Annotated in this window: 15 protein-coding genes; 10 read left to right on the top strand and 5 right to left on the bottom strand. The window is 69.0% G+C overall.

All coding sequences use genetic code 11. The annotated features are described in order from the left end of the window. Positions 1-26 precede the first annotated feature (26 nt). The 6 genes from ACX80K_RS11580 (at position 27) to ACX80K_RS11555 (ending at position 8,275) form a co-directional block, all read left to right on the top strand. Positions 27-989: an ABC transporter ATP-binding protein gene (locus ACX80K_RS11580; protein ID WP_459272026.1), complete on the top strand. Its 963-nt coding sequence runs from the start codon at positions 27-29 to the stop codon at positions 987-989. Continuing rightward, positions 979-1,812: an ABC transporter permease gene (locus ACX80K_RS11575; RefSeq protein ID WP_459272025.1), complete on the top strand. Its 834-nt coding sequence runs from the start codon at positions 979-981 to the stop codon at positions 1,810-1,812. Before ACX80K_RS11580 ends, ACX80K_RS11575 begins: the two co-directional genes overlap by 11 nt. Positions 1,813-1,906: 94 nt before the next feature. After that, entirely contained in the window at positions 1,907-2,929 is a 1,023-nt protein-coding gene (locus ACX80K_RS11570) for an extracellular solute-binding protein (protein ID WP_459272024.1), read from the top strand. Continuing rightward, entirely contained in the window at positions 2,926-4,626 is a 1,701-nt protein-coding gene (locus ACX80K_RS11565) for an ABC transporter permease (RefSeq protein WP_459272023.1), read from the top strand. The genes ACX80K_RS11570 and ACX80K_RS11565 overlap by 4 nt, the downstream gene beginning before the upstream one ends. Then, complete coding sequence (locus tag ACX80K_RS11560) at positions 4,623-5,768, top strand: ABC transporter ATP-binding protein (RefSeq protein WP_459272022.1); 1,146 nt, start codon at positions 4,623-4,625, stop codon at positions 5,766-5,768. The genes ACX80K_RS11565 and ACX80K_RS11560 overlap by 4 nt, the downstream gene beginning before the upstream one ends. Beyond that, the gene (locus ACX80K_RS11555) at positions 5,765-8,275 is read left to right on the top strand and encodes an AMP-binding protein (protein ID WP_459272021.1); all 2,511 of its coding nucleotides are present in this window, start codon (positions 5,765-5,767) and stop codon (positions 8,273-8,275) included. The genes ACX80K_RS11560 and ACX80K_RS11555 overlap by 4 nt, the downstream gene beginning before the upstream one ends. A 13-nt stretch (positions 8,276-8,288) precedes the next feature. Here ACX80K_RS11555 and ACX80K_RS11550 read toward each other — a convergent pair whose 3' ends face one another. Beyond that, positions 8,289-8,852: a 3'-5' exonuclease gene (locus tag ACX80K_RS11550; RefSeq protein ID WP_459272020.1), complete on the bottom strand. Its 564-nt coding sequence runs from the start codon at positions 8,850-8,852 to the stop codon at positions 8,289-8,291. A gap of 238 nt (positions 8,853-9,090) precedes the next feature. On the opposite strand from ACX80K_RS11550, the gene ACX80K_RS11545 reads away from it, so the two are divergent. From ACX80K_RS11545 to ACX80K_RS11535, 3 genes are all read left to right on the top strand, one after another. Beyond that, positions 9,091-9,915: a nuclease-related domain-containing protein gene (locus ACX80K_RS11545; RefSeq protein ID WP_459272019.1), complete on the top strand. Its 825-nt coding sequence runs from the start codon at positions 9,091-9,093 to the stop codon at positions 9,913-9,915. Positions 9,916-10,237: 322 nt separating this feature from the next. Continuing rightward, positions 10,238-11,098, top strand: coding sequence for a hypothetical protein (locus ACX80K_RS11540; protein ID WP_459272018.1), 861 nt, complete (start codon positions 10,238-10,240; stop codon positions 11,096-11,098). A 191-nt stretch (positions 11,099-11,289) separates the two neighbouring features. Beyond that, entirely contained in the window at positions 11,290-11,928 is a 639-nt protein-coding gene (locus ACX80K_RS11535; protein WP_459272017.1) for a hypothetical protein, read from the top strand. Positions 11,929-12,251: 323 nt separating this feature from the next. On the opposite strand, the gene ACX80K_RS11530 is transcribed toward ACX80K_RS11535, so the two are convergent. The 3 genes from ACX80K_RS11530 to ACX80K_RS11520 form a co-directional block, all read right to left on the bottom strand. Next, positions 12,252-13,676, bottom strand: coding sequence for an amidase (locus ACX80K_RS11530; protein ID WP_459272016.1), 1,425 nt, complete (start codon positions 13,674-13,676; stop codon positions 12,252-12,254). Between the two features lie 41 nt (positions 13,677-13,717). After that, entirely contained in the window at positions 13,718-14,170 is a 453-nt protein-coding gene (locus tag ACX80K_RS11525; RefSeq protein WP_459272015.1) for a G5 domain-containing protein, read from the bottom strand. A 332-nt stretch (positions 14,171-14,502) separates the two neighbouring features. Further along, the gene (locus ACX80K_RS11520; RefSeq protein ID WP_459272014.1) at positions 14,503-15,738 is read right to left on the bottom strand and encodes an amidohydrolase; all 1,236 of its coding nucleotides are present in this window, start codon (positions 15,736-15,738) and stop codon (positions 14,503-14,505) included. Between the two features lie 172 nt (positions 15,739-15,910). On the opposite strand from ACX80K_RS11520, the gene ACX80K_RS11515 reads away from it, so the two are divergent. After that, positions 15,911-17,038, top strand: coding sequence for a hypothetical protein (locus ACX80K_RS11515; RefSeq protein WP_459272013.1), 1,128 nt, complete (start codon positions 15,911-15,913; stop codon positions 17,036-17,038). A gap of 67 nt (positions 17,039-17,105) precedes the next feature. Here ACX80K_RS11515 and ACX80K_RS11510 read toward each other — a convergent pair whose 3' ends face one another. Beyond that, the gene (locus ACX80K_RS11510; protein WP_459272012.1) at positions 17,106-18,266 is read right to left on the bottom strand and encodes a GmrSD restriction endonuclease domain-containing protein; all 1,161 of its coding nucleotides are present in this window, start codon (positions 18,264-18,266) and stop codon (positions 17,106-17,108) included. Positions 18,267-18,426: the final 160 nt, after the last annotated feature.

Below are 18,426 nucleotides of genomic sequence, written 5' to 3'. Positions count from 1 at the left end.
GAGTACCCGCGGAGTCCGCACAGGCCGTGCGGACTCCGTCCGCGAGCGCCGGCGGATTCGCGATCGAGACGCGCGGTCTGACCAAGGCCTTCGGCAGGCAGCGGGCCGTCGACGGCGTCGACCTCGCCGTCCCCCGCGGCACCGTGTTCGGGTTCCTCGGACCCAATGGATCGGGCAAGACCACCACCATCCGCATGCTCCTCGGCCTCGCCGCGGCGACCAGTGGGGAGATCCGGCTGCTCGGCGGCGCCATGCCGAAGGACGCCCGCGCCGTCCTGCCGCGCGTGGGTGCGCTCGTCGAGGGGCCGGCCATCTATCCGTTCCTCTCGGGGCGCGCGAACCTGCAGCGGTTCGACGCCGCCGACCGCCACACGTCCCCCGCCACTCGGAACGCCCGCGTGGACGCCGCCCTCGACCGCGTGGGCCTCGGCCATGCCGCGAAGAAGCGGGCCCACGCCTATTCGCTCGGCATGAAGCAGCGCCTGGGCATCGCCAATGCGCTGCTCGCGCCGCGCGACCTGCTGATCCTCGACGAACCCACCAACGGGCTCGACCCGCAGGGCACGCGCGAGGTCCGCAACCTCATCAGATCCCTGTCCGACGACGGCACCACCATCTTCGTCTCCAGCCACCTCCTCGCCGAGGTGGAGCAGATGTGCACGATGATCGCGGTCATGAGCGCGGGCCGGCTGGTTGCGCAGGGCACCCTCGACGAACTCCGGTCCGCGGGCACGGCGCGGGTCCGCATCACCACGCCCGACCACGCCGACGCCCACCACGTCCTCACCGGGCTGGGGCTCGTCCCCGAGCTCCACGGGCGCGACGACGTCGTCACCGCCGAGCTCTCGGTGCCCGGGCTCCAGCCCGAGACCGTGAACGCGGCCCTCGTCCGCGCCGACGTGCGCGTGCGGGGCTTCGAGGCGAGCGGCGCGTCCCTCGAGGACCGGTTCGTCGCCCTCACGGGAGAGGGGTTCGACGTTGCCGGCTGACGTCTCGCTCGGACTGACCCTGGTGGTCTCCGAGATCACCGTCCTGTTCCGCAGGCTCCGCACCTGGGCGATGATCGGCGCACTCGCGCTGATCCCGATCCTCATCGCCGTCGTCGTGCGTGTCTCCTCCGACGGGTCGGGCAGCGGCCGCGGTCCGGCGTTCCTCGACAGCATCACGCAGAACGGGCTGTTCGTCTCGCTGACGGCGCTCACCGTCGCCATCCCGCTGTTCCTGCCGCTCACCATCGGGGTCGTCGCGGGCGACACGATCGCGGGCGAGGCCAACCTCGGGACGCTGCGCTACCTGCTCGTGGCGCCGGCGGGTCGCATACGGCTGCTGCTCGTGAAGTACGCGGGGGCGGCGCTGTTCTGCTTCGTGGCGACCCTGACCGTCGTGATCACCGGCGCGATCATCGGGGCGCTGCTGTTCCCCGTGGGGCCCGTGACGCTGCTGTCCGGGGACACCGTGGGCATTCCCGGCTACTTCGGGCGGCTGCTGCTGCTCGCGTTGTACGTGACGGTGTCGCTGCTGGGCCTCAGCGCCATCGGGCTGTTCATCTCGACGCTGACGACCATCCCGGTCGGCGCCATGGCCGCGACGGCCGCGCTGGCCGCGGTGTCGCAGATCCTGGGCGCCCTGCCCCAGCTCGAATGGCTGCACCCATGGCTGTTCACCCACTACTGGCTCGGCTTCGCGGACCTCCTGCGGCAGCCGATCGTCTGGAACTCCTTCGCGGACAACGCGCTGCTGCAGCTCGGCTACATCGCCGTGTTCGGCGCGCTGGCCTACGGGCGGTTCAGCACCAAGGACATCCTGAGCTGATCCCGAATAGCCCTGCCTACTTAACTTAGGCTACCCTTGCTCGTTGAGAGCCTCGCGTTCGACGGACATCCCCCACTGCCTGAGAAGAGACCTGATGCATCCGCGCCCCCTGACGGCCACCCTCGTCGGACTGACAGCCCTGACCTCGATCCTCACGGGCTGCAGTGCCATCGGTGGCGACTCGGCCGACCTCCAGATCTACTCGGCCCGGCACTACGACCTCGAGGGTGCCTTCGGACAGTTCACCGACGAGACGGGCATCACCGTCGAATTCATCACCGGTGACGATGCCGAGCTCCTCGAGCGCCTCAAGGCCGAGGGCGACGACACCCCGGCCGACGTCTTCCTGACCGTCGACGCCGGCAACCTCTGGAACGGTGCACGCCAGGGCGAACTCGCCGCCACCGATTCCCCGGTGCTCGACGAGGCCGTCCCCGAGGACCTGCGCGACGACGAGGGCCGCTGGTACGGACTCGCCCTGCGCGCGCGCACGGTCACGTACAACCCCGACGCCGTGGACCCCGCCGACTTCGATGCGACCGAGACCTACGCGGGCCTCGCGGACCCCACGTGGAAGGGCCGGCTGTGCATGCGGGACGCCACCTCCGCCTACACCCAGTCCCTCGTCGCCGGCCTGATCGACCTCCACGGCCGGGAGCGGGCCCTCGAGATCGTCCAGGGCTGGGTCGCCAACGACGTCGAGATCCTGAGCAACGACGTCCTCCTCCTCGAGGCCATCGACGCCGGGACGTGCGACGTCGGCATCAACAACCACTACTACCTCGCCCGCACCCTCGAGGAGAACCCCGACCTGAACGTGGACCTGTACTGGGCGAGCCAGGCGGGCGCCGGGACGCACGTGAACATCTCCGGCGCCGGCGTGGTCGAGGGCTCCGACAACGCGGAGGATGCGCAGCAGCTCCTCGAGTGGCTAGCCACCGACGGGCAGAACGCCTTCGTCGACGCCAACCACGAGTTCCCCGTCAACCCGGCCGTCGAGCCCGAGCCGGTCATCGCCGGGTTCGGCGAGTTCACGCGGATGCCGCTCAACGCCGAGGCCTACGGGACGCTCAACGCCGACGCCGTCGACCTGCTCGCCGAGGCCGGATACAAGTGACCGACACGGCGGCGCTCGCCGAGCCGCGGCCGCCCCGCCGTCGCTACCGGACGTACGGCGTCGGCCGGCCCGCCTGGTCGACGCTGGTCGTGACCGTCGCCGTCGTCGTCGCCACCCCCGTTCTGGCCGTCGTTCTCGACGGCCTCGGCAGTCTCGGCGGCACCGCCCCGCCGCGGGACCTCGTCCCGATGATCCTCACCACCCTCGCCCTGATGCTGGGCGTCGGCGCGGGGGCGCTGCTGGTGGGCGGAGGCCTGGCGTGGCTCGTGACCGCCTACCGGTTCCCGCTGCGTGACTTGCTGGTGTGGCTGCTCGTCCTGCCCCTGGCCGTGCCGGCCTACGTCCTCGGGTTCATCTTCCTGTCCGTCTTCGACGTCGCCGGCCCCGTGCAGTCCCTCCTGCGGGCCGTGTTCGGGACGGACGTCTGGGTGCCCGAGGTCCGCTCGCTGCCGGCCGCGATCCTCGTGATGACGCTGTCCCTCTACCCCTACGTCTACCTGATGGCGCGCTCGGCGCTGATCGAACAGTCCTCCGGGACCTACGACGCCGCCCGCACCCTGGGGGCCAATCGCGGGCAGGCCCTGCGACGCGTGGTGCTGCCGCTCGCCCGGCCGTCCCTGGCCGCGGGACTGGCCCTGGTGATGATGGAGACGCTGACGGACTTCGCCACCGTGCAGTACTTCAACGTGCAGACCGTCTCGGTGGGCGTCTACCTCGTCTGGAAGGGCACGTTCGACTTCCACGCCGCGACGCAGCTCGCCGTCCTGGTCCTGCTGTTCGCGGTGGCCGTCCTGGCCGCCGAACGGGCGCTGCGCGGCCGGGCACGCTACCACCAGCAGGGCGGACGCCGGCAGGGCTTCCAGCCGGAACGCCTGCGGGGCGCACCCGCCTGGGCCGCGACGGCCGCCTGCGTGGCGGCCCTGTCCGCCGGGTTCCTCATCCCCGTGGGGCAACTGCTGGTCTGGGCTTTCGGTCAGGCCGCCTCCGATGCTTTCTTCCTCGCGGACCCGCGCTTCGCCGACTATCTGGCCAACAGCCTCCTGGTCGCGGCGATCACCGCCCTCGCGTGCGTCGCCGTCTCCCTGGGTGTCGGCCACGCGATCCGCATGGGTGGGGGCCGCCTCGTCTCCTTCGCGGCGCAGCTGACCACGTTCGGGTACGCGGTGCCCGGCGCCGTCATCGGGATCGGGGTCCTGCTGTCCTTCGCCGCCCTGGACACCGCTCTGGAGCGCGCCGGGATCCCCGGGGGCACCGGGCTGATCGTCACCGGGTCGGTGGCCGGCATCCTCTACGCCTACGTGATCCGGTTCCTCGCCCCGGCCTACCAGTCCGTCAGCGCGAGCCTCGAGAAGATCGCCCCGACCGTCACGTCGTCCGCGCTGAGCCTCGGGGCGGGTCCGCGCCGGATCCTCGGGCGGGTGCACCTGCCCCTCGCCCGCCCCGGCGTCGCCGTCGCCCTGATGCTGGTGGTGATCGACGCCATCAAGGAACTGCCCATCGTGCTGCTCCTGCGGCCGTTCGGTTTCACCACGGCCTCCGTGTGGGTGTACGAGCTCGCACGGGAGAACTTCTGGGAGAAGGCCTCCCTCCCGGCCCTCGTCATCGTGGCGGCGGCCATCATCCCCGTCTTCGTCCTCGTCCGCCAGACCCGACGGCGCGAAGTACACGGGACCGCTTCCGGAAGGGAAGGACAGTGACGGCACAGATGCAGAGCGCTCCGCCGGCCGCTACGGGCCCGGCGGGTGCCCCGCCGGCGCTCACCCTCGAAGGGGTGGCCAAGCGCTACGGGTCCGCCCGCGGCGTGGAGGCACTCGATCTCGCCATCCCCGCGGGTGAACTCGTGACCCTGATCGGCCCCTCGGGGTGCGGCAAGTCGACGACGCTGCGGCTCGTGGCAGGCCTGGAGAGGCCCGACGCCGGGCGGATCACCGTGGCCGGCGACGTCGTCGCGGACGGGACCCGGTTCGTGAACCCGGAGAACCGCCGTGTGGGGCTCGTGTTCCAGGACCATGCGCTCTTCCCGCACCTGACCGTGGCCCGCAACGTGCAGTTCGGCCTCGACCGGCTGCCGCGGGGCGAGCGGCGGAAGCGTGTCGGCGACCTCCTGGACCTCGTCCAGCTGGCCCACCTCGCGGACCGGTACCCGCACGAGCTCTCCGGCGGCGAGCAGCAGCGCGTGGCCCTCGCCCGTGCGCTGGCGCCGCGCCCCGCCGTCGTCCTCCTCGACGAACCGTTCTCCGGCCTCGACGAGTCGCTGCGCGCGCAGGTGCGCCGGGACACCGTGGCGGCGCTGCGGGAGACCGGCACCACGGGCGTGCTCGTCACCCATGACCAGACGGAGGCATTGTCAGTGGGGACCCGCGTGGTCGTCATGCACGACGGCGTGATCGAGCAGACCGATATCCCCGAGAAGGTCTTCGAGCAGCCCGCCACGCGCTTCGTCGCCTCGTTCATGGGCGACGCGGACTTCCTGCCCGCCCACGTGCACCGCGCCCTGCTGACCTGCGAGATCGGCGTGGTCTCCACGGTGCCGGGGTGGGCGGACAGCGACGTGGACGTCGACGTCGTCCTCCGGCCCCACGAGGTGGCCCTGCGCCCGGCCGCGGACGCCACCGCCCACGTCTCGGCCGTGGAGTACCACGGCGCGTTCGTGCTGCACCATGTCACGCTCGCGTCGGGGCGGACCCTGCGGTCCTGGCAGCCCCACGACGTGCGCCACCCCGTCGGCACGGCGGTCGTCGTGACGGTGGCCCCCGGCACCTCCCCCACGCTCCTCGTCGGTGACCGGGCGGTCACCACGCCGCCCCGCAACGCCCCCCGACCCCCGGCGGCCCTATGAGCCTCGACCCGGACCTCTCCGAGGCCACGTTCACCGACCTCGCCCGCCACGGCGACCGGCCCGCGCTCCTCACCGCCGACGGCGTGCTCTCGTACCGCGAGCTCGCGGCCTGTGTCGACGACGTCGCGGCACGCCTCGGCACGGAGCGGCGGCTCGTCCTCCTCGCGGCACGCAATGACGTGGAGACCCTCGTGGCCTATCTCGCGGCGATCACGGCCGGCCACCCGCTGCTCGTGGTGCCGGCGGACAAGCCCGCGGCGCTCGAGTCCCTCGTCGCCGGCTACGAGCCGGACGTGGTGCTCCGGACCGGGAACGGCTCGCTCGACGTCGACGAGCGGTGGCCCGGCACCCGGCACGAGCTCCATCCCGATCTCGCACTGCTGCTCAGCACCTCGGGGTCCACGGGCTCGCCGAAACTGGTGCGGCTGTCCCGGGCGAATCTCGAGGAGAACGCGAGGTCCATCGCCGAGTACCTGGGCATCGGCCCCGACGACCGGGCCGCCACCACCCTGCCGTTCTCCTACTGCTACGGCCTATCCGTGGTCAACAGCCACCTGGCCCGCGGGGCCGGTCTCGTGCTCACGGACCTGTCCGTCGTCGACCCCTGCTTCTGGGACGTCTTCCGCGAGCGCGGCGCCACCTCCTTCGCCGCCGTGCCGTACAGCTTCGACCTGCTCGACCGGGTGGGCTTCGCGGACATGGACCTGCCGAGCCTGCGCTACGTCACCCAGGCGGGCGGGCGGCTGGCGCCGGAGAAGGTCCGGTCCTGGGCCGAGACGGGCCAGCGGCGGGGCTGGGACCTGTACGTCATGTACGGGGCGACGGAGGCCACCGCGCGGATGGCCTACCTGCCCCCGGACCTGGCGGCGGAGCACCCGGAGACCATCGGGGTGCCGGTCCCCGGCGGCTCCTTCCGCATCGATCCCGTGGACGGCCTGCCCGACGGGGAGCTGGTCTACACCGGCCCGAACGTGATGCTGGGTTACGCCGAGCATCCCGGCGACCTCGCGCGCGGGCGCGAACTGCACGAACTCCGGACCGGGGACCTCGCCCGCCGGCACCCGAATGGCCTCTACGAGGTGGTGGGCCGTCGCAGCCGGTTCGTGAAGATCGCCGGTCTGCGGGTGGACCTCGGGCAGGTCGAGCGGATCCTCGGCGACCTGGGCGCCGTCACCGCCGTTGCCGGCTCCGACGACGGCCTGGTGATCGCGGTCGAGGGCGGACACGACACGGATCTCCTGGCGAGAATCCTCGCCACCGACCTGGGGCTGCCCCGGGCCGCGGTCGGGCTGCACCCGGTGGAGCGCCTGCCCCGGCTGACCACGGGCAAGATCGACTACCCCGCGGTCCGGCGCCTGGCGGCAGCGGAGGCCGGAGCTACCGCCGACGAACGACCGCACCAGGAGGGTCCCGACGATGTGCCGCGGATCTTCGCGGAGTGCCTCGACCGCGCCGACGTGCGGGCCTCCGACACCTTCGTCACGCTCGACGGCGACTCGCTCTCCTACGTCGCCCTCTCCGTCCGGCTGGAGGCGGCCCTCGGTCCGCTGCCCACCGACTGGCATCTCCTGACCGTGGGCGAACTGTCCGGCCGTGGTAGGCCACGCCGCCGACGGCTCGTCTCCTTCCTGGAACCGTCGATCGTGCTGCGGGCCGTCGCGATCATCTGCATCGTGGCCGCCCACGTCGAGCTGTTCACGTTCCACACCGCCCATCTGCTGTTCGTCGTCGCCGGCTTCAACTTCGCACGGTTCCAGCTGACCGGGGACCGGCCCGCGCGGCTGAGGCGCCATGCCAGGAGCCTCGCGAGGATCGTGGTCCCGTCGGTCGCGTTCATCGCGGTGGCGTACGTCCTCACCGACGACTACAGCGTCGCCAACATCTTCCTGCTCAACGGCATGGTGGGGCCGCAGGAGGTCACCAGCGAGTGGCACTTCTGGTTCGTCGAGATGCTCGTCTACGTGCTCGTCGCCGTCACGGCCCTGCTCGCCGTGCCCTGGGTGGACCGGCTCGAGCGCCGCGCGCCGTTCGCGTTCGCCCTGGGTCTCCTGGCGGTCACGCTGCTCAGCCGGTACGACATCGTCGATCCCGGCCTGCCCAAGCCCCTCCCCGTGTTCTGGCTCTTCGCGCTGGGCTGGGCCGTGGCGCGGGCCGGGGACACCCGCCGTCGCCTGCTGGTGTCCGCCCTCGCGGTGCTGACCGTGCCGGGCTTCTTCGACCACCCGCTCCGCGAGGCGACCATCGTGGTCGGCCTGCTGCTCATCACGTGGGTGCCGGCACTGCCCGTGCCGTCGATCCTGCGGCGCGTGACGGGCTGGCTCGCCGCCGCGTCCCTGTACATCTACCTCACGCACTGGCTCGTCTATCCCGTGCTGCTCCCCCTCCACCCGGTCCTCGCCGTCGTCGGATCCCTACCGGTCGGCGTGGGCTACTGGGCGCTGTGCCGGTGGGCGCCCATCGCGTTCGCGCGATGGCGGCGGCGCAGGGCCCTGGTCCTCACGCCTTAGACTCCCCCGGCAGTCAGCGCGACCGCGCTGGCTGCGCCGCGGGCCACAGCATGTCCAGCGAGTGCAGCGCGTGCTGCCGTGCGATAGCGACGACGGCGGCGGCACAGATTTCCGCGTCGCTTCCTGCGTCGTGGTGGCGGAAGGTGCCCAGGCCGAGTGCTTTCGCGATGTGCGGGAGCTTGTTCACCTCGAGGCCGAGGAGGCGCCGGGCGAGAGCGACCGAACAGTGGAACGGGTTCTCGGGCACCGCGAGCCCCGACTCCGCGCATGCCCCGCGCAGCACCGAGCGGTCGAAGGGCGCGTTGTGGGCGACGAACGGGTCGTCCCCCGTGAAATCCATGATGCGCCGGAGGCTCTCCGGCCATCCCGGGGCCGTGCGGACGTCGGCGGGGCGGATGCCGTGGACGGCGACGTTGATCGGGGAGAACTCACTGACGGAACGCGGGGGCCGGATCAGCCAGGACGCGGATTCGACGACGACGCCGTTCATCACCCTCGCCAGGCCCACGGCACACACCGAGCCGCGCTTGCTGTTCGCGGTCTCGAAGTCGATCGCCGTGAAGTTGAGACCGTGCACTGTTCTCCCTGTAGCCGTGCCCGCTCGTTCTGCGGCCTCGACCAGCGTAGCCGCCCGGCTCGGGGCGGTCCGGCAGCCCTTCCGCTGCGAGGTGCGGAAATGCTGACGGAATCCTGCCGCCAACCGGCGTAGCAGACCGGCTCATTGCTGAGGACCGGGCGATAGATTCGTCGTACCCGGTGAGGCTCAGCTCGGCCGGGCCGCTCAGGGGGATCCGCATGCACTACGGACACAGGCCGTGAACGCCGTCGCGCCGCTCGACGACGCCGCGCACATCGAACCGGCGACACTGGGGCTGCTCAGGAACCGCATCCCGGGGCAGTCCGTGATGGAGCAGCTGCTCGACGTCCACGGCACGAGGTCCCCACGCGGGCTGATAGCGCGGACGTTCGGGGTCCACCCGCTCGGCCCCGAGGGCCGTCCCTGGTACTGGGGTGCTCTCGGCGAGCGTGCCGTCGGCCGCACCCTCGCGTCGCTGGGACCGGAGTGGACCGTCCTGCATGCCGTCCCCGTGGGCGAGAAGTCCTCAGACATCGACCACGTGGTGATCGGCCCGACCGGCGTCTTCACGATCAACGCGAAACGGCACGCCGGCCAGAACGTCTGGACGGCGAAAGGCACCTTCATGGTGGCCGGTACACGGTATCCGTACGTCCGCAACTCGGAGCACGAATCCGTGCGGGCCGGGAAGCTGCTCTCCGCGGCCGTGCGCCACGAGGTCGTCGCGACGGCGGGGATCGTCGTCGTCGGTGCGCGTCAGGTGACGGTGAAGGAGAAGCACCGGACGGTCTCCGTGCTCACCCAGACCCAGCTGCTGCGGTGGATCACCCGGCGCCCGACCGTCCTCTCGCCCGAGCAGGTCTCCCTCCTCTCCGCCGCGGCCGCGCAGCCGTCGACGTGGCGGCGAGCGCCCTCGGCACTGAACAACCCCGCCGACGTCGGTGGGTCCTTCGAGGCGCTGCACCGGCTGGTGGAACAGGCACGACGACGGCGGATCGGCTGGCTTCTCGCCGCGCCCGCGGTTGTCCTCGCGTCGGTGGCCGGCGCCCTGCCGCCGTTCTGACCCTTCCGTCCCCTTCCGTCCCTTCCCCGACCGAGAGCCCTTTCTTGCTGCACTTCCCCTCGACGAACAGCGCCGCCCACCGGGCGGCTCCGACCGACGTGACGCGCCTGCACCAGCTGCTGGGCGACCATGTCTGGGCCTTCAGCAACTGTCGCGTCGACGCGCCTGGGCTTCCCGTCGCCGAGGTCGACTGGCTCTTCTACAACACGCTGAGGGGACCTTCATCCTCAGCGAGTGGAAGCGGTACCCGGCTGCGGTCCTGCAGGTGATGGATGAGGGAAAGCCGTGGCTCCTCGCGAACGGGTCAAGAGTCCCGAACCCCGTGGAGCAGGTCGGCAGGCAGCTCCAGGCTGTCCGCCAAGTGCTGCGGCAGCACATCTGCAAGGAGCACTTCCAGTCCGTCGACCAGCACTCGATCAATCTGTATCCGAGCGTCTATTCGCCAGAGGTCAGTGACGCCACCCGGCGCGAGCGGTTGCGCTACGGCACGGTCTACGGGTCACTCAATGAGGTTGCGCTGATGGTGGAGCGCAGGGCCGTCACTGCTCCCCTGGTCGTCTCGACAGGCAGCGCTCAGCTTGAGCTGGCGGAAGCGTTGGCTGCCCTCTTCCGCTGCTCCATCGGCTCGGCGGTGCGCCGGGAGCTCGACCCACCTGCACCCGCACGGCCCGATCCTGCGATCCTCATGGCAGCGATTCATCGCGAACTGGCAGCCCTCCATATCGAACTTGCCGCGCTTGTCGACCTGGCACCTTCACAAGCGCCAACGCCTGTGGCTGAGCCGGCGGCTTTCACCGTCGGTGCCGCAAAAGCGCCGTCCGCAGCGCCAGACGTGGCAACCAAGCTCAGGGCGGTACTTCCACCTACTACGCCTGCAATTACTCAGAAAATACCACCGCCCCTTGCCCCACCGGGTAATAAGACCTCGTCAGCGAACGGGCATCTTCAGCGACACGTCGTCAAGCACGTCCCGCCCTCGTCCGCTGCCCCAGAGCATGTGCGTGCAGCCTTCCTCGCTGCACTACAGGACAGGCAGTTACGAAAAAGGGGGTTACACGTCGGACAGTTTTGCTCACTGGTCGGCCAGCGTTTAGAAAGGGACAGGAACCTGGGAGCCTGGCCCTGGGCACCCTTGGGAAGTGGTGTCTGGCGCAGGCGGCCGCAGCAGGAATATCAGCTGTGAAGGATGTCGCTGATCCAGCCATCGTAAGGGTAAAGGGATAATAGTGAAATGATTGGGTGACGATAAAAATCGTCCATCGATCACGAGTTCGCGCACTATCGCTTTGCTACCGCTTCGGGCGGCGCTGGTTCATGACCAAGACGGAGCACTCGGGGCAACGGTTGCTCCACGATTGAAGAACAAGGAACAAGATGAAGAAGATTCTCGCCGCCCTGACTTTCTCTGCCACCCTGGCACTCACCGCTTGCGGCAGCAGCAACGATGCAGTCAGCTCTGCAGAGCCGAGCAGCGAGGTGAGCAGCACTCCAATTTCGGCACCGTCTGCGGCTCCGGTAAAGACAACACCATCACCGAAGAAGACTGAAGATGAGAACTTAAGCTCCCGTGGGCACTTGATCATGCCATCAGGAGCTTTCGGCACCATCAGCGATGCTTACCCAGGCGATCTTCAAGCAAAATTCTCTGTCAATTCCATCGCGCCCATTGAGTGCACAGGGGAAAATGCAGCCTACTACCCTCCTGAGAACGGCACTATGATCGCGCTCGACCTCGTCGTGGAGACATCGCCCGAATTGGCGCAGAGCACGAATCCGAACTTCCGACTCAGCGGTTACGATTTCAAGTACATTGCTGAGAATGGAACCACATTCAACGGCAACTTGAGTACAGCCGCGACCTATGGGTGCATTGATGACTCCCTTATATTCCCGTCCGCAGGCATGGGCCCGAATGAGAAAGTAACTGCCAAGCTCCTTCTTGACGTTCCCGCGCCGACTGGGACTCTTGTAATGCTGGGTAACAACGGGAGGGGCTTCGAGTACACGTTTTAAAATTGCTTGAGCAAGACTGTAGGGTCGGCTGCCGTAGGGTGCCGACCCTACACATGCAAGATTCGATTGAAGCTGCGATTCAGGTTAAGCCATGTTCCGCATTGTGGCGGGGTCGAACGCTCCACTCAACCGGGACCGGCTGGCCCTCCTCGCCGATTCGATCTATCCGACTGCGCAAAGTGGCGGCAACAAGCTAGTTCCTGGTACATCCGGCGTTATCTTCCAGCTTTCGGAGCAGCGTTAGCTGCCGGCCTAACGAGTAGCTGAAGTCCTGCTGGCCTAGTCAGTAAAAGCACGCTAAGCATCCGGTCCTCTGCTCCCTACTACAGCTCCGGCGCCCGCTTCGCCCAACCGGTCGCCTGCTCGAACGCATAGGCCACCTGCAGCAGCTCCAGGTCGCTGCCGTGCGGCATCGCCAACTGCAGTCCGACCGGTAGCCCACCTTCGCTGAAGCCTGCCGGCACCGAGACGGCTGGCAGGCCCGTCGCCGAGATCAGGGTGGCCGAACGCATCCAGTCGACATAGGTCTCGAACTCGACACCGTTGACCGAGGTCGGATACCGCTCGGTCGCATCGAACGGCAGCACCTGAGCCGTCGGACTCGCGAACACGTCGTACGTCCCGAAATAGCGGCGCACGCTGGTATCGAGCCGCGTGCGGGCGATGGCGGCGTCGACCATGTCCTGCGCACCCAGCTGCAGCCCCTGCTCCACGTTCCAACGGATCTCCTGCTTGATTGCCTCGCCGTGCTTCACGACCAAATCGCCGAGTCCGAGCACGAAGTCGAAGGCCCGCGTCGTCCGGAACACCCGATCGGCCTCACGGAGATCGGGCGCCGCCTCCTCGACGGTGGCGCCGAGATCGGCGAACACCTGCAGCTGCCCCTCGAGGACCCGCAGCACCTCCCGGTCCACGGGGACGCCGAGTCCGAAGTCCGGCGACCAGCCGATCCGCACGCCCGTCAGGTCGCGCTCCAGCGGCGCAGAGAACGAACCCGAGACGGGGTAGGCGTACGGCAGGGCGGGGTCAGGGCCGGCGATCGCCGCCATGCCCAGGGCGATGTCCTCGACGTTGCGCGCCATGAGCCCGGCGCGGTTCAACCACGCCCAGGCGTTGCGGGTTGGCACGGAGGGGACGACGCCGATCGACGGACGGTATCCGGCGATGTTGCAGAACGACGCCGGGTTGCGGAGCGAGCCGCCCATGTCGCTGCCGTCGCCCAGTGGCTGGATCCGCGCCGCGATGGCGGCCGCCACTCCCCCGCTGCTGCCGCCGGCGCTCCGGCTCGTGTCGTACGGATTGAGCGTCGTCCCGAACACCTCGTTGAAGGTGTGCGCCCCGGCGGCGAACTCGGGCACGTTCGTCTTGCCGGTCGTCACCACGCCCGCGTCCTTCAACCGGGTGATGATCAGATCGTCGAAGGTCGGCACGAAGTCTTTGAAGACGGTCGACCCCTGCGTCGTCCGCAGGCCCTTCGTGTTGTGCGTGTCCTTGTGCGTCATGGGCAGCCCGTGCAGCGGCGGGAGATCCGCGCCCGACGCCGTCAGTTCGTCGGCGGCGGCCGCGAGCGCGGCGGCCCGCTCACGGTCCTCCGTGACGACGGCGTTGAGCGAGCCGTTGACGGCGTCGATCCGGTCGAAGTGCGCGTCGAGTGCTTCACGGGCGGACACCTGGCGACGGCGGATGGCACCGGTCAGCTCGACGGCGGATAGCTGGAAAAGGGGCGGGTCGTCAGTGCTGCTGCGCATTTCTTGACCCTAGCGACCCCTACCGGCATGTGCAGGGCCGACTACTCACAACCGAAGCCGTCTCCGTTGCGGTCGAGGCCGTAGATGTCGGAGCCCACGATGCGTACGGGCCCCTGCACATAGGAAGGACCGTTGCCGCTCCCGCTGGCGCAGTCGACGTCGCTGTCGATCGGCACGCAGTCGCCGTCGTAGTTCGGATCACATCCGCCGGCGGCGGGTACGGCGGCCTGCACCGGGGTGGGAGGCGCGACGACAACCGGTGCTTTCGTGCCCACGGCGATGACTTCCTCCACCGGAACTGCGCGCATCTCCTCGCCGGCAGCCACGCGCCCGGTCTCGATGCCGTCCGTCAGGGTTACCAGGAAGCGGGTTGCCTTGACGCCCGCGACTCCGGCGATCGCGAGCGCCTCGACACCGCGATCGAGGTTCGGATCGTCCTGACGCCGCGAGGTGAAGGCAACAGGCTCCTCCACCCACTCCTCGCTGACGGTCACGACCGGCTCCGGGGTCGACGTCGGCGTTGGGGTCGGCGTCGGCGTAGCCGTCGGCTTGGGAGCCGAGGTCGCGCTCGGCGCAGAACTCGCGGTAGCGGAGCTGGATGGCGTAGCGATGGTCTCCGCCACCTCGATGAGCGATGCGTTCGACCCTCCGCCGCAGCCGGTCAGTGCCAGCAGACCTACTCCCAGGAGCACCGAGCAGAGCCTGGTTTTGGACAGGACGGATGTAGCCATGGTTATCCCCATATTCGTGGTGGTGATTGCGTCACGCTAAGTATGGGTACTGGTCGTTCTTGTTTCGCTCAGTTTCCGTCGAGGATTAATCGGGTTTATGCCCCGGTCCCTCCCTTCGACAGAAGGGCGGTCATCGCCGCCCTGACGCCGGTGGTCAGCGTCGGCTCGATCACCGGCGCGAAGTACGGCGAGTGGTTGCCCGCGATCGGGCCGTCGCCGTCGAGCACCTCCTGCGGGTGCCCGCCGAAGAACCAGTAGACGCTCGGCACGCCGATGGCCTCGGCCAGGAGGCCGAAGTCCTCGCTGCCCATCACGGGCGGTGACTCGACGACGGCGTCCTCCCCCAGCACCTCGCCGAGCACGGCCATGAGGTCCTCCGTGGACGAGGGGTCGTTGTAGCACTGCGGGAAGCTCGACATCTCCTCGATGACGGGCTCCGGCGCTCCGGACGCGGCGGCCTCGGCGCTGATGATGCGGCGCAGGGAGGCGAGCACGCGCTCCCGCACGTCGACGTCGAACGTCCTCACGTTAAGGGTGAACTCCGCGGTCGCCGGGATGATGTTCTCCTTCAGGCCGCCGTGGAAGGTGCCGATCGTGACGACGGCAGACTTCATCGGATGCACCTCGCGGGACACGATCGTCTGGATGCGGACGACCATGTGGGCCCCGAGGACGATCGGGTCGATCGACTGCTCGGGCTGCGACCCGTGCGCCTGCTTGCCGTGCACCGTGACCTTCCATGAGTCGGCCATCGCCATGGCGGTGCCCTTGGTGATGTTTACCGTTCCGGCGAGGCCAGGCCACACGTGCTGACCGTATACGATCTCCGGCTTGGGCGCCTTGTCCCACAGCCCGTCCTCCACCATCGCTTCGGCGCCCTCTCCGGTTTCCTCGCCGGGCTGGAAGACGAACACCACGGTGCCGGACCACGCGTCGCGGTTCTCCGTCAGCAACTGCGCGGCGGTGAGCGCCACGGTCACGTGGGTGTCATGTCCGCAACCGTGCATCACCGGCACCTCTGTGCCGTCGGCGAGCGCGCCCGTCGTCGTGCTCGCATAGTCCAGCCCGGTGTCCTCCTGGATGGGAAGGCCATCCGTGTCGGCGCGATAGGCGACCACTGGTCCGTCGCCGTTGCGCAGGATGCCGACGACGCCGGTTCCGCCGCACATGAACGTGTCGAGCCCGAGGTGGCCCAGCTTCTCGAGGATGAAGGCAGCCGTGTGCGTCTCCTGCATGGACAGCTCGGGGTGCGCGTGGAGGTGCCGGTACAGCTCGTGCATGGCGGTGGTGGAGGTGTCGGAGAGCTCGAAGACGGCGGTGTCGATGGTCATGGTGTCCTTCCGGGAACGGCGGGCGTTGTCCCGAGTACATCAGGTGCGGAGGACGGAACGCGAGACAAACCCTTCGCGGGGTGTTCACCCGCGGGCTCCGTGGAGGCCACCGGCCCGTGGCTCCCCCTCGGCAGCGTGGAGGTGACAGCACCACCGCCCGACGAGGAGCCCCATGAAAGCAATCGTCCGCGCCATCACCCTTCTCCTGTCCGCAGTCCTCGTCACCGGTGCCGCGAAGCCCGCCGTCGAGGACTTCCCCGCCACGATCGACGGCGGCGCCTGGCCCGCCGGGCACGTTCAGGGCATCGCCGTCGACACCGAGAACGAGGTGGTCTACTACTCCTTCACCTCGATGCTCGTGAAGACCGACCTCGACGGGACCGTACTCGGCACCGTCACCGGCTTCACCGGGCACCTCGGGGACCTCGACTTCAACGAGAAGGACGGCCGCGTCTACGGGTCGCTGGAGTACAAGGAGGCCGAGTCCTTCTACATCGCCATCTTCGACGTGGACCGGATCACCGGGGTGGACATGGACGCCGAGACGGACGGCATCGTCACCGCCGTTTACCTCGACGAGGTGGTGCAGGACTTCACAGCGGACATGGACGGCGACGGCGTCTTCGACGGCAATATCGCCGACACCCCGGATCACCGGTACGGCAGCAGCGGGATCGACGGCGTCACCTTCGGCCCCGCGTTCGGGCGCAAGAACGGCAAGCAGCTCCTCACCGTCGCCTACGGCATCTACTCGAACACGGAGCGCACGGACAACGACCACCAGGTGCTCCTGCAGTACGACGTCACGCGCTGGAGGAAGTACGAGCGGCCCCTGACGCAGACCGCCCCGCACGCGAGCGGGCCGGCGACCACCGACGGCAAGTACTTCGTCCGCACGGGCAACACCACGTACGGCGTGCAGAATCTGGACTACGACGCCTTCACCCACACCTGGTTCCTCGGCGTCTACAAGGGCGTGAAGACGCAGTTCCCCAACTACTCGCTCTTCGCCATCGACGGCTCCTCACGCCCCACGCGCGGCATCATCGAGGGCCAGCGCAGGCGCGAGGAAGGCCTGCTGCTCCCCCTGCTCCAGCAGGGGCTGCGCCACGAGCCGACGGGCATCCGCGGCTGGAACTTCACCGCCGACGTCGGCCTGGAGTCGCTCGGCAACGGCTACTTCTACATCGCCACGCAGGGCCGCGTCGTCGAGGACGGCGTCACCAAGCAGACCGCGGTGCTCGACCTGTTCCGCTGGACCGGGGCGGCGTCCTCGCCCTTCGAGCTCGTGGGCCGGTAGGTCGACAGGAACGACAGCGGGGCAGTCACCTGGGTGACTGCCCCGCCGTTTCTTCTCGTGCGATCGGTCAGCTTTCGCAGCCCACCCCGTCGCCGTCACCGTCGAACTTGGCTTCGAAGCCGGGCGTACCCGCGTAGATAGGTGCTGCTCCGGCGGCGCGTACCGCAGAGCAGTTCGCGTAGCTGGCACCTGGGGCGGGAGCGACGGGCGCCGGTACCGGTGCGGGCGCAACCGGTGCGGGTGCTACGGGAGCGGGCGCAACCGGAGCAGGAACGACGACGGGCGGCGCGACCGGCTCCGGTACGACGGGCGCCGGGGCAGGAGCAACAGGCTCGACGACGGGCGCGGGCGTCTCGACCGGCTGGACCGGCGCGACGACCGGCGGCGCTACCTGGTTGGTCGGCGCGAGGGTGCCGGTGCAGTCGGACAGGATTCGGACCATCGCGTCATGTTCGGCCTGCGTGACCCACAGGGTGTACGTCGCCTTGACGGAGACCTGACGCGCCACGTACTCGCAGCGGTAACCGTTGTTGGGCGGCAGCCAGGTGGCGGCGTCGCCGTCGCTCTTCTGCTGGTTGGTGGGGCCGTCGGTGGACTGGAGGTTCAGCGGATCGTTGGCGAAGGCGAGGCGCTGGTCGGAGGTCAACTGCTGGGCGCCCTTCTGCCACGCGTCGGACAGGGCGACGACGTGGTCGATCTGCACGTCGCTGCTCGTGTCCTGACCCCGAAGGAAGGGGATCTCGGTCCCGGTGTACGGATCGTCCAGCAAACCTGACTGCACCTTGCAGGGCACGGAGTTGGTATGGACGATATCCGTTAGGTCGCGGTTCAGCATGTCGTTGCGGGTGTCGCACCCGTTGCGGTCGACGTCGGCCCACGCCTGCCCGAACTGCTCGCGGTCGTATCCGGTCTTCGGTGCGCGGCCCTTGATCGAAAGCGTCTCCAGCAGGGCCAGGGCGGTTGTGTTCGCGGCCGGCTGGGTGGAGGGAGCCTTGGGCGTGCCGGTCACGTCCGGAACAGCTTCGGAGTCGAGCGGCGCAATGTCCGACGGCGTCGCGCTTGCGGTTGGAGACGGCTCCGGTTTCGCCGACGCCGTCGCGCTTGCTGTCGGTTGGGCTTGTTCGGTTGCTTCGGCGACGGCCGTCGGGGGCGTGTTCGACGCCGGCGCAGTGGCGCATCCGGCTAGGAACAGGGCAACCCCGGCGGCGATCACCGGGGAGATTCGCACCCTTGGCTTTTTAGACGACGTCTTTTGGGCCGGCGGACGCAATGGTAAATCGATGGAAAGCCCCTAGGGTAAATTCAATGTCTAAGGGAAGCGTACTCGGGCCAATTGCCAGACGCCGACCTATCGGTATCCACTGGTGGATTTCAGCTCCGCCCAACGG

Source organism: Arthrobacter sorbitolis, assembly GCF_054510995.1.
The sequence above is the reverse complement of the archived record's forward strand: the minus strand, read 5'-3'. Positions and strand labels throughout refer to the sequence as shown.

Coding starts and splice junctions, on each gene's coding strand:
- ACX80K_RS11570 (WP_459272024.1), top strand. CDS start 1,907: ATGCATCCGCGCCCCCTGACGGCCACCCTCGTCGGACTGACAGCCCTG.
- ACX80K_RS11555 (WP_459272021.1), top strand. CDS start 5,765: ATGAGCCTCGACCCGGACCTCTCCGAGGCCACGTTCACCGACCTCGCC.
- ACX80K_RS11535 (WP_459272017.1), top strand. CDS start 11,290: ATGAAGAAGATTCTCGCCGCCCTGACTTTCTCTGCCACCCTGGCACTC.
- ACX80K_RS11530 (WP_459272016.1), bottom strand. CDS start 13,676: ATGCGCAGCAGCACTGACGACCCGCCCCTTTTCCAGCTATCCGCCGTC.
- ACX80K_RS11520 (WP_459272014.1), bottom strand. CDS start 15,738: ATGACCATCGACACCGCCGTCTTCGAGCTCTCCGACACCTCCACCACC.
- ACX80K_RS11515 (WP_459272013.1), top strand. CDS start 15,911: ATGAAAGCAATCGTCCGCGCCATCACCCTTCTCCTGTCCGCAGTCCTC.